This window comes from Leptospira alexanderi serovar Manhao 3 str. L 60 (assembly GCF_000243815.2).
Classification (GTDB): Bacteria; Spirochaetota; Leptospiria; order Leptospirales; family Leptospiraceae; genus Leptospira; species Leptospira alexanderi.
The window spans coordinates 15523-27629 of the sequence record NZ_AHMT02000054.1; the positions used below are offsets into that span (position 1 = coordinate 15523).

General features: G+C 42.0%; 6 protein-coding genes and 2 pseudogenes. 1 reads left to right on the forward strand and 7 read right to left on the reverse strand.

Annotation, left to right across the window (positions count from 1 at the left end; genetic code table 11):
• Nucleotides 1-98: 98 nt before the first annotated feature.
• Both LEP1GSC062_RS19095 and LEP1GSC062_RS19100 read right to left on the reverse strand, forming a co-directional pair.
• Entirely contained in the window at nt 99-545 is a 447-nt protein-coding gene (locus LEP1GSC062_RS19095) for a hypothetical protein (RefSeq protein ID WP_020985178.1), read from the reverse strand.
• A complete protein-coding gene (locus tag LEP1GSC062_RS19100) occupies nt 542-7330 on the reverse strand; it encodes a TIGR04388 family protein (RefSeq protein ID WP_020985173.1) in 6789 nt (2262 codons plus the stop codon). The genes LEP1GSC062_RS19095 and LEP1GSC062_RS19100 overlap by 4 nt, the downstream gene beginning before the upstream one ends.
• Nucleotides 7331-8003: 673 nt before the next feature.
• On the opposite strand from LEP1GSC062_RS19100, the gene LEP1GSC062_RS22525 reads away from it, so the two are divergent.
• A complete protein-coding gene (locus tag LEP1GSC062_RS22525) occupies nt 8004-8504 on the forward strand; it encodes a hypothetical protein (RefSeq protein ID WP_020985185.1) in 501 nt (166 codons plus the stop codon).
• Between the two features lie 376 nt (nt 8505-8880).
• Here the strand turns inward: LEP1GSC062_RS22525 and LEP1GSC062_RS19110 are convergent.
• The 5 genes and pseudogenes from LEP1GSC062_RS19110 to LEP1GSC062_RS19130 form a co-directional block, all read right to left on the reverse strand.
• Nucleotides 8881-9788: pseudogene (locus LEP1GSC062_RS19110) on the reverse strand (Rpn family recombination-promoting nuclease/putative transposase).
• Nucleotides 9789-10162: 374 nt separating this feature from the next.
• Nucleotides 10163-10286 (reverse strand): annotated as a pseudogene (locus LEP1GSC062_RS25980) (IS481 family transposase); the annotation flags it as partial.
• Nucleotides 10250-10630, reverse strand: coding sequence for a type II toxin-antitoxin system HicB family antitoxin (locus LEP1GSC062_RS19120; RefSeq protein WP_010578198.1), 381 nt, complete (start codon nt 10628-10630; stop codon nt 10250-10252). The gene LEP1GSC062_RS19120 and the pseudogene LEP1GSC062_RS25980, both read right to left, overlap by 37 nt.
• Nucleotides 10627-10887, reverse strand: coding sequence for a type II toxin-antitoxin system HicA family toxin (locus LEP1GSC062_RS19125; RefSeq protein ID WP_010578199.1), 261 nt, complete (start codon nt 10885-10887; stop codon nt 10627-10629). The genes LEP1GSC062_RS19120 and LEP1GSC062_RS19125 overlap by 4 nt, the downstream gene beginning before the upstream one ends.
• A gap of 168 nt (nt 10888-11055) precedes the next feature.
• Entirely contained in the window at nt 11056-11982 is a 927-nt protein-coding gene (locus tag LEP1GSC062_RS19130; RefSeq protein ID WP_010578200.1) for an Rpn family recombination-promoting nuclease/putative transposase, read from the reverse strand.
• Nucleotides 11983-12107: the final 125 nt, after the last annotated feature.

Genomic DNA, 12107 nt, shown 5'->3' on the forward strand with positions numbered 1-12107 from the left:
AATATTACCCTCAGTCCCAATTTATTGACCACGCTTCGATCCCTGCCGCGGGAGAGTGCGGTGCTGAGTTTCCTCCGCGGGAGATTTGTTTGTAATCGTTAGTCAGTCTTGTTTTCATCCTTACCAACCTCAGTCATCGTTCCCTTTGGAGGATCATACACAAACTCAATCCAAAACTCACGTCGGGGAACCAACGGCATAAAATAAAATGTGTATTTCTTACCAACCTCTAACTTCTTGTTTTTGTAAACTAAGAAGCCTTTGGGAGTTGCACCGTATTTGAGTTCCGTATTCAAATCATCGCATCCTACATTACCCATAGACCAAAATTCTTCATGATCCTTGTTTTCTTTGATCAAAGAAACGCCAATACTAGTAACATGTCGCCAAGGAATCTTTCTCCCAAGTTTATTTTGAATATGAAAAATAATTTCCTCTCCTTGATAAGAGTAAGAAATATCATACTCATACGCGCGATTGTCCCGCACTAACCCACAAGTCAAAAAAAAGCTAACTATGAAATAAATCAAAAACTTGACTTTCATAAACCGACCTTTCCTTCCATTTCCAACTTCGCTCTTTTTTCAAATAAACTTGCGAGTTGTTCTACATATACTTTGTGACCTTGATATGTTCCAGTCGTTGCAATGCTCATCAACTCGCTTGTTGATAATTGACGAATCTGATTATTAATTGCCGTTGGAAGTGTTCCATCATACACACTATTTTCATTGTAGTTAACTCCTAAAATAGACTTCGCGTGCTCAATATCAGCCAATTGTCGAGCCGCCATTCCAGTGAGTCCCAAGGTTTCAATTTGTCTGTTGTGAAACATTTCGTGAGCAATTACTCCCATTCTTTCATTAAGACTTATGTATCTCTTGTCCGCTGAAGTAAGGTAAATTGTGTCACCCATTGTAAACGCAGATGAAGAGCCTCCAAAAATTAAATTACCGACTGAATTCATAATTCCACTCGTATTAAAATTCAATGTGTCTACTTCTTTCCCAAAGAACAAACGAAGAGATTCTCTCTCATACGATGTCAAAGCAAATGTTCCATCTGGCTTTCTTTGTTCTGTATATATCGCACTACTTTTCTCTTTCAAAATTTTCATTTGCTCGTTAAATTGAGCATCCGGTAGCTTTTGCGTTCCTGTGTTGTGTGCATATATTGACAATTCAGCATATTCTAACGTACCAGGCGGAGGTGAATTTGCATTTAACCATTGAACAGCTTCCATTCGGGCCTCCGCGCTACCACTTTTCAGGTACGCCATCGTTTCACTAAAATTTGTTGGTTTGTTTCCCAAAACAGATACGTTAAACCAATCTTTAAGTGTGGATATAGGATTTGCATCTAAGTAAGTAAATACGTTAAGCAGTCCTCCGGTCTCGCCGTAATCTGCATTGTGAACCAAAACACCATCTTCCGTTACAAAATACGTATGAGCATTTTCTACTTGAAAGTTGTAAACGGTTTCTTCTCTTGCATCAATCTCGATTGAAACAATCATGAGAGTATTCTCGTTTGATAGAACCGATCTGTCTCCCACTTCCAACTTCTCTGCTTCCACCCAACCCTTCTTTGCTATATAGAACGGATGCGTATTCGTCGTTTCGATTAATCTTCCATTCGCGTAAGTTAGTTTGTAAATCTTGTTCGTCTGACGAACATACGTCTCCACTACTCGGTTATATTCAAATTCTTCTTTCTGCTCGTTAAAAGACGCTACGATATCACCAACTTTCACTTCCTCAATCTTCTTCGTCCCACTCTTGGTATGAACTAACGTCCCAGCGGTAAAACAAGTCCTTGGAACAAATTCACCTTGCGAGTTTAGATAACCTTCTCCACTCGAATTAAATAAACCTAATGAACCTCCGAACATATCTCCCAAGCTACCAAACACTTGAGAAGGTAAATCCAAACGACTGCCACCTACTCCGCTGTTCTCCAATTTGTATTTGTCAAACACTGCTTGGTCGCTCAAGCCTTCGTAACCGGGTTTAGTGCGTTGCTGATCCAGCCATTCTTGTCTCTTCTCTGCTAACTTCTCTGCCGATGCTGCTGCGTTAGCTGCCGCGTTCTCTTGAGTCACAGAATTGTTGTAATCGTTTTGAAAGTTTTGATTGATTCCGATCGGATCAAAGGAATGTGTATTGAAGTTGTATCCAAGGCTCAACACATCTGCTCCTCGGAATTGATTGTGTAAACTCAGTAAGCCATCGCTTCCGATGTTCAGGGAATAACCTTGCAGTCTGTTTAGGAAAGAACTTCCGTCTTTGTTGTAGTTCAATCCCACACTAGTATATCCGCTGTTACTCGCTGAGAGTGATATCCCCGTTGATGCATTACCGTTTTGGTAGATATTAAATCCACCGCTTGCGGTGTAATTGCCGCTTCCTGTTTGGTAGTTGATTCCTAAGAACGTTCCTTTTGGTAATCCAAGTGTTCCCGGAAAGTTTACATTCATGTTTACGCCAACTCCACTTCCAGGTTGAAAGCTAAGTCCTCCCGTTAAGCCGACTCCTTTCAGCAATCCAGAAGTTCCTTGGAAGGATCCCGAGATTCCTCCTCCCCATCCTCCTGTTACAGCGTCTTCTCCTGTTAGTAAGTTACCGGCTCTGTGGGGTGTCCAACTTACATATCCTGTAAATGCGGAACCTGCTCCCGCTGTGATTGTGGATATCGCTGCGTTAGCCGCTCCCGCTATCGCGCCGTTGTTGCCGCCGCCTGTTTCTCCCGCTACATATGCTTGCACTCCTGCGTTTGCTGCTGTGATTGCTACCGCCGCCACATATTGTGTGGTGGTTGCTGTTCCCGCTATGATCGACGTCATGATCGGAGCTCCACCTCCCGCGGTTGCTACCGTCAACGCTGCCGCTGCAGCTACGGATACTACGGTTCCCGCATCTTTGAGTTTTTGGTCCTTTGCATCCTCTTTGGCTTGCTTCTGATCCATTTGGTATTTTAGAAGTTGGCCGATTTGAGTAGGATCCATTCCTCCAAGCGATGGGGACAAGATCTTACCGATCTCGGTAAACATCATTTCTCGTACTTGGGCCTTTTGCGCATCATGTAGATTTACAATTCCTGTTTGTGTCTGTGCTTGCAAATCCGACAACGTTATGCTACTTGTCCAATCCTTACTCTGTTTGTACAAATCATCCAAATCATTGTCTGACAAAAGCCCTAAGTCGTTTGTTATATCGCCAAGGCTCGTTACCATTCCTCGCATTCCTTTCACGAGCATCGTGGAAAGTCCGTTGTTGAACAAATACTTGTCCACTAACCCAACTCCGCTTATCGCTTTCAACGTATCTAATACTTGTGTCTGTTTAGCAAGTGCGCTCTTTGCTTGTTCCCTTGTCGCATATTCCATCGCCGCTTTCGAATACGCTTCGATCGTCTCTTTCGACCAGCCTTGGGTCTTGCCGTATTCTTTCACCGCTAATCCGTAACTTTGAATCTCGTCTGCGTTCCAAGTTGCGATAGCTTCCTTCTCACTTTTGTGTTTCAAATCGTTCACTGTCGTTCGAATATCTTGATTGAAACGATTCATCTCATCATGGCTGATCACTCCGTATCCGCGCAAGTAGTGTGTCGCGACACTTGTCATACCGCTCACCGCTTCTCCCGCCCAACTCGTGACCGTATTTCTGATCGAGCCCAAAGCGCTGGTCAATGGATTGTTGCTTTTGTATCCTAACGCATTCTTTGCATCGTTCGATCTCTTCCAGTCCATCGCATATTGTGACAACTGATTCACGAGTTCCGTAGGCATATCTTGGGATTTGCCTACCTCGCGTAACGCCTGTCCCATCAATTGTAGTTTGTCTTCTTCATACGCTCTTAGCGCCGCTCTGCTTTGATTTTTAGAGGGATCTAAAAGTGAAGATCCTAACTCGACAAGACCGCCGTAGACCGGGCCCAAGAGCGTTGGCATCATTCCTTCCAATCGGTTCATCGAAAGCATCGGACCGCTCTTACCAAGTTCGTTCTTGGCTTTGTCCGCCGCCTGTTTGTCCAGTAATGCCCCGGACAACAAAGACGCTGCTTCCGGTGAAAGATGAAACGTATTCGCGGCTACAGTCGCCATCGCTGACTGTGCCATCTGTTTCACCTGGCCCTGCGCCCACGCCTGCGGACTCATTCCGCCTAACGCTACACTCTTGATCAAATCTACTACCATGCCCGCGCTCTGAGATTGGCTTTGGGCGCTCTGCGACGCCGCGCTGACATTGTCGCTGTCACGTGCATCCGCGTTATTCGCGCTTGTAAACAAAGACGCTGACAACTTCTCCAGATTCGATTTCGAAAAATACTTGTTTAAATTGCCAAAACTGCTGTTGATCGCGCTCCCTACTGCCTCCGTCGAGCCGAACAAATCAAAACCATGAGATCCGCTCTTCTCCGTTTCCTTTTGAGTCAATGCAGATGGAGGTACAATTCCTGTGTTCCCGTTTGATGGTGGTACTATCCCCGTATTGCGGTTTGATGGAGGTACGATTCCTGTGTTCCCGTTTGATGCTGGTACTATTCCCGTGTTGCGGTTTGATGGAGGTACGATTCCAGTATTACCGTTTGATGGTGGCACTATCCCCGTGTTGCCGTTTAACTTCACGACCTTCTCTATCGCACTCGGAGAAACTCCACCGTGAGCCATCTCATCCGTGCCAAAACGAATCATCGGAGGAGCCGCTATCGTGATCGTCTCGTCTTTTCTCACAAGCGTATAGTCCCGGGAATTCGTCGCATCCCCGCCTGATTTCAAACTCGCTTCTCCCGTATGCATCTTGCGTTTGGCCGTGATCGTTCCGTCAGAATGCACTACTACACTTCCCGATTCGTATTTTTGCTCCGTATATGTATTACATTTGTCTAAATTGTCTCCGCAACTCGATTTGATAAAGTCGTTCGATGTTAAAAATAAAGACTTCTGGCCTTCCGTTATCGATGGTAAATGATTCGTATTCGCTATTGCCTTTCCATCCTTTCCGATCACGTTTCCGTTTCCGTTTACAAGCACCGTTACTTTCGTTTCTCCGCCCTTCGTATCCGTTACGGTAAACTCTTTTGTCGAATAGCCCTTACTCGCAAGCAAGTCCTCGTAACCCGTGTCCGTAAACATTCTCTCTGTCGTCATCGACTTCGCCAAGTCCTCTACATACGACATACGGCTGTCTAAAAGTGCTCGATTCGTCGCACTCAGCAAACTGATGTTCGTCGATCCAGTTAACGCCGTATCCATCGAATCCGTAAACTTCCCAAGTAAATTTACATCCGGTAGATTCGTATTCGTATTTACTAAACTACTCGAACTCAGTTCCGACATCCTCGACCATACGCTCTCTACTTCCGAGATCGATCCCGTAGACAATCCGGTATTCGGAAGGCTCGTTAACAAGCCGCTTAACGTTGATCCGAGCGAGTTCTCATTCGTAGTCGATCCCGTAGACAACGTCGCCGGTTCAAGCCTCCATTTCTGTTCCGCCTCCGACTTCAAGTTCTCCATACTCGCTACCCAGTCCGCTTCCTTGTTGTAAAGCGATTGGATGCCTTGTGCTAAACTAGCCTGCGCGCTTGCAAGGGTTGTCGTTTTCTGAGTCTGCCAAGCCGCATATGAAGTCTGATACGCACTCACTTGACTCTCCCAAGCCGTGATCGCAGGGATCACATTTGTCGTCCAGTTCGCATTAAAGTTATTCAGCTGGCTTACTAAATTACCCCACACTTGTGCGTTGTGAGCCGCAGCAGCGTCATACGTCGTATATGATAACGTAATCAATACGCGGTCCTGTTGTTTGATATTGTGAAACCAACCCCAAGCTGGAGGGAGCACCCACACATCGTTTTCATAGTAATTCAAAAAATCACTACCCGCATTCGAATAGTATCTTTGGTGATCCCCGTACGGATCCGAAGCCAAACATACAATCACTCCATTCTGGCAGTAGTTATTGTCAGAACGCTTCGCTTGCAGATTCAATCCTCCCACGCCCACTACTTGTTTCCCGCTCGGAACTCCATACCCTCCCTGGCTGTTTAACCAGTTCATAAAGCCACTCATCGAGATCGATCCGTCGTAATACGCCGCTATCGCATTCGCAAGACCAACGTCTCCTCCACTCCACATGTTACCGCTGTTAAATGACGCCGCATTCAATTCTCCCGGATTGTAACTTCCAGACGCATAGATCGCATTGGTATAGTTCGTTACTTGTATTTGTCCAAGTGCACTTTGAGTTTGCAAAAACGTATTCATCGTATTCGCTAATGCGGAAAGCGGGGCGTTTGTACTCAAGTTCGTATCCATCTGATCAAGCAACGTCTTGTAGGCTAAACCATCCGTATTCAAAGTCGTCTTTACATTCGAAGAGTTGTGATTCCAAAGCAAATCCTCTCCGTTCATGTAATTGCGCATGTTCGTTACAAGCCCGCTTATCCCTGCTTTTACTTGTGTCTCATACGATCGGATCTGTGCTAAGTTCGTCTGAAAATTTGCATCCGTTTGGTTCAACTGATTCACCAAACTCTGATACCCAGCCACCATGCTATTCATCGAATTGTTAAAGTCTAAAAGACCCGCCTGAAAGTTGCCGTTATATACTTGCGTCCACTGGCTCGCGGCCATATTCAAGATCTGTTGACTCGCATTCGTTTGAGGTGTTGAACTCATACTGTTCAATTGATTTAAAAATGTCGTCTGAGAAGCGCTCGTTTCACTAAAATTCGCTCCATAACGGGCCGTTAAATACGCTCCTCGTTCTGACAAGATATCCGCTTCCGCACTTGCCTCCCACGCTAAATACGCATGCTGTTTTTGCGCTTCCAGACTCGTTCTTACATATTCTTGATATGCAGATACGCTATTGTAGCTGTCCTGTGTAGTAATCGTATTTACATACGTAGTGATCGTATTCTCTATCTGGTTCTCCCACTGTGCTCGAAGATACCCGAAACTCTGCAACACTACGTTGTCCCAAACTCCAATCGAACCAAGTTGACCCGCATTCGAAAACGTTCCGTCCATACTCGCTCCGTTATACAACGGAGGATTCAAGGCTGGCACTGGCAATCCTTGAGAGGATAACCCAAATCCAAAAACAAACAATATACCGAATGTGATTGTAAAAAGCAATTTTAGAATACAGGAGGTTTTAGGTATTAGTGGATAGTTATCAGGTATTAGTGGATAGGGGTTAGAGGTTAGGAGGGGCGAGTTTCGGAGAAAGTATCTGATGAAGGGCCTGAGAAAGACTTTTACATTATTGACTATTTCGTTATATTCTAATTTACTCTTAGGAAAACAATGTCTTGCGCTCATACAAATAGGGTCCAGGGGTTAGTTATTAGGAGTCAGGAAAGAGGGCGAATTTCGGAGAAAGTATCTGATGAAGGGCCTGAGAAAGACTTTTACATTATTGACTATTTCGTTATATTCTAATTTACTCTTAGGAAAACAATGTCTTGCGCTCATACAAATAGGGTCCAGGGGTTAGTTATTAGGAGTCAGGAAAGAGGGCGAATTTCGGAGAAAGTATCTGATGAAGGGCCTGAGAAAGACTTTTACATTATTGACTATTTCGTTATATTCTAATTTACTCTTAGGAAAACAATGTCTTGCGCTCATACAAATGGGGTCCAGGGGTTAGTTATTAGGGGTCAGGAAAGAGGGCGGATTTCGGAGAAAGGCCGTTTGCAATAAACTCATATTGAATTACACTAATTCGATTTTACAAAAATTCAACTACGTTAGAATATTCTTAAACGATCACCTAACACCTATCCACTAATACCTATCTACTAACACACAGGCAACTAAAATTAATGTGAACACGCCTTTTGTGGAAGCAAATTTTGTTTGAATAACAAAACATCGGTTCTTTTGGAAAAAAATCTTTTCAATGACGGAAAATTCAAAATTTGTACTGAAAAACTTCTCGCCATAGCAGGAGAAATAAAAAATCTTACAGAACTTTACAATTCAAGAAGGTATTATGCGACTCATTCGAATCATTTTCACTCTACTCATTCTAATTCCGTCTTTCTTTATCTCCTGCCCCAACGAAAAGAAAGAAAGTGCGGTAGATGTCGACACTACGGTCTTACTCTACTCCGTCATGAACCTTTCAAAGTTCAACTGTGCGGACTTAAAAGCCAATACGGATTTAAGCCAAGTCATTCCGTTTAGAGTTATCGGAAGCGGCAATTTAGTGGGCAATTTCGCCTATGTATATGTCAATGTGACCGCAGGACAAAAGGTTTCGTTTACTTCCGTAACAAGTGATCTCACAAAGTCGAATTCAATTTCGCTCTATCCTGGTTGTAATATGGATTTTTTAAAAAATAGTTCTGCCATTCTAAATAAAACAACATCCAATTCAAAAAGTATCGTTTACACTGCATCAATTAGCTTTGAAGGACTCATCGGGATTGGTGGAAGTATATCAAATTTCGGATCACAACCGGGAGACATTACGGTTGGGATCCTACCGTAAACAAAAACTCGCAGAGGGGCCCATAGGAAAGCTCTGCGCTTACGTTTCTTCGAACGCGAACCGTGGAAACTCCTACGTTTTAAACGAACGCTAAACTCGAATCTATGGATAAATTTTATCCACTACTGATCCCTATAAAATAGAGTACCGTTAATTGAGCACAAATCCCATGTTTAGATGCAGAATTTTAGACACTCTATTATGTAGAGATGAGTAGAACGTGGGAACTCACTCTTCTCACAATCTTTGAAAAAATCCCTTATTTATATAGTATTTTTAGAATGAACAAATTAAACGAAGGAACGTCATTTACAAAGAATTACCAACGCCGTCGACTCTTCAAAATGGAATGGATGGAATTCTAATTTAGAGAATTTCATTTTCCTTTAAGGGTTTTTTCGGTAAGTCCTGTAATTTCTAAAACTGTCTTTAGATCGATCCCTTTCTTTAGCATCTTACCGGCATCTTCCAGTTTCCCTTTTTCAATACCCTTCTCGATACCCTTCTCGATGCCTTGCTCGATACCCTTCTCAATACCTTTCTCAATACCCTTCTCGATACCCTTCTCGATACCCTTCTCGATACCTAACTGCATTCCTTCTGAAATCAGTCTCTCTGCTGTTGTCACTGTTAATTCCTCATATTCGTCCAATTTAGATCTGTGAAGGATTCCCTTCAATTCCGATGGTTTCAAATCTCGAACCCAATAAATATACAATAACAGTTTCCGTCCGTAAGATTGCAACCCTTTTCGATTCTTCCTCGATTCCAAGTAATAGCGAAAATAACCCTGGTAAGTGAGAAACAAATTCTAAATCACCTTCCCGAATTCTTTGAACAACTCCCAGAGTCACTTGAAAAGTGATACTTTCTAACTTCTCCTTCAATTCGATTCCTTTCAAATCGAACAAATCGATCCTAAAATCCGGGATAAAGTCTTTGAGAATTTCCGTTTCTTGTCTCGTTAACACAAATTGTTCCAAAAATCGATCTCCCAATTTCCACTCTTTTTCTCCGTGATAGAATACGAACGGAANGACTACGGAAAGAGGCTCTCCATTCCTTTGCTGGTTTCGATAGNATTTCTGTGAGATATCCGAGTAGTTGGATGTAGATGCTGTTTTCTAAATAACTTTTGTGTTCAAAAAGCAAATAGACGTTCGACTTGTTTCCGGACTTGAGCGGAATTTGGAACAGTAGATCGGTTTGTTCTTGTTTTAATTCTTCGCTTACAAAACTCGATTCGGACAATTCTAAGTTTTCCAAGTCGAGTAGCTCTACCACTTCCGGCGGTAGTGTGTTTTTGAAGAAAGTGGCTGCCTCTTTTTTTGTCCTGAAATGTTTCTCGGATCAATCGATCGTGTGGATTGTTCACTTCGGTCATCCGTTATTTTTTGGGATATCGTTTTGGCCGGTCAATTGCATTTAGAATTCTATTTCACATTCAAGACTTACGTTTTCCAGTGTTATATTTCGATTATATTCCCGCCCTCGATTCCTTTGTCTCTCATTGAATCCCCTATTTTTCCGTAAAAGACGGAGTCCGAAGGGAATTAAAAAGCCCTTCCTTCCTTGATTGGAATTATACAGATCCGAAGGAATTGGAGCGAAAAGCGTGGTTTCCCAACTTCGCTGGGAGCCGTTCGCAAGGATTTCCTAGCATACGCTAATTCAGGAATTCTTATTGGAAAAACTCTTTCCGAAGGCATATAGTTCTTTATATTCCAAAGCTTCATGCGGTCTTTCTAAATTGTATTCACTTCTAAAACGATTTTCGGTTTCTTAATCTTAAGATCGGCGATTTCTTTTTCTAAAGCTCTCTGAACTAATTGATTTAAAGATATTCCTTCCCTTAACGATTTCCTATATACTTTTCTATGAAGTTCCGTAGGTATTCGAACATTAAATGAACCTTTAAAAGATTTTTCAGGATCCTTTTTGGATTTCTTACATAAAAGCAAATAATCATCTACTGATTCTTGAAATGCCTTCTTTAATTGCTTAACCGATTCTCCTTCAAATGAAACCAGATCTTCAATCCCTTCTATTTTACCAAAGAATATCTCGTCGTCTGCATCAAAATGAACTGAACCTAAAAAGCCATTGTATTCTATAATATCTTTCACTCTAAATAACCCTCCGACTTTAACTCTTCTAAAATTTGACCTATCTGATATGATTTGAGAATATTTTTGGGATGAGGTTTATGAAGTCTAATTATATGTTTTGTTTCAAAATTGACCCAAGCAACTCGTGAACCTGAAGATTTACCTGAATTGTCTTCCCTGTAACCATAGTTCGAAAGTAATTTTCTAAGCTCATCGTAGGTAAAATCTTTAGGTTTCCCAAGAAATCTTTGTATTAATTTTTCACCTTTTGACACTTCGTAAATATTTTTACGAAATTAAATTTAACCACATGCATATAACAAAAGAGTCCTCGACGTTGCGTCCGCAAGCGCCTTAGTATGATAGGAAATAATTTGTTTCTTACTTTGTGCGACCTAGAAATGCTTTTGTTTTTTCAAAATAGGAATGGATGAAATTCTAATTTAGAGAATTTCATTTTCCTTGAGGGTCTTTTCGGTAAGTCCTGTAATTTCTAAAACGGTCTTTAGATCGATCCCTTTTTTAAGCATTTTACCGGCTGTTTTTAGTTTTTCTTGATCGATACCCTTCTCGATACCTAACTGCATTCCTTCTGAAATCAGTCTCTCTGCTGTTGTCACTGTTAATTCCTCATATTCGTCCAATTTAGATCTGTGAAGGATTCCCTTCAATTCCGATGGTTTCAAATCTCGAACCCAATAAATATACAATAACAGTTTCCGTAAGATTGCAACCCTTTTCGATTCTTCCTCGATTCCAAGTAATAGCGAAAATAACCCTGGTAAGTGAGAAACAAATTCTAAATCCCCTTCCCGAATTCTTTGAACGACTCCCAGAGTCACTTGAAAAGTGATACTTTCTAACTTCTTCTTCAATTCTATCCCTTTCAAATCGAACAAATCGATCCTAAAATCCGGGATAAAGTCTTTGAGAATTTCCGTTTCTTGTCTCGTTAACACAAATTGTTCCAAAAATCGATCTCCCAATTTCCACTCTTTTTCTCCGTGATAGAATACGAACGGGATTACGACCGATAACTTCTCTCCATTCCTTTGCTGGTTTCGATAGATTTCTGTGAGATATCCGAGTAGTTGGATATATATGCTGTTTTCTAAATAACTTTTGTGTTCGAAAAGCAAATAGACGTTGGACTTGTTTCCGGACCTGAGCGGGATTTGGAACAGTAGATCTGTCTGTTCTTGTTTTAATTCTTCGCTTACAAAACTCGATTCGGACAATTCTAAGTTTTCCAAGTCAAGTAGCTCTACCACTTCCGGCGGGAGTGTGTTTTTGAAGAAAGTTGCGGCCTCTTTTTTGTCCTGAAATGTTTCTCGGATCAATCGATCGTGTGGATTGTTCACTTCGGTCATCCGTTATTTTTGGGATATCGTTTTGGCCGGTCAATTGCATTTAGGAATGTGATTCTTCTCAGATTTGGCCGGACTTTCCTCGAAAAAGCGGACATGTCTATGCAGTAATTTCTTTTCTGAACTCG

Excerpts from the sequence above, each read along its gene's own strand:
- LEP1GSC062_RS19095 (WP_020985178.1), bottom strand. The coding sequence starts at position 545 with ATGAAAGTCAAGTTTTTGATTTATTTCATAGTTAGCTTTTTTTTGACT.
- LEP1GSC062_RS19100 (WP_020985173.1), bottom strand. The coding sequence starts at position 7,330 with ATGAGCGCAAGACATTGTTTTCCTAAGAGTAAATTAGAATATAACGAA.
- LEP1GSC062_RS22525 (WP_020985185.1), top strand. The coding sequence starts at position 8,004 with ATGCGACTCATTCGAATCATTTTCACTCTACTCATTCTAATTCCGTCT.
- LEP1GSC062_RS19130 (WP_010578200.1), bottom strand. The coding sequence starts at position 11,982 with ATGACCGAAGTGAACAATCCACACGATCGATTGATCCGAGAAACATTT.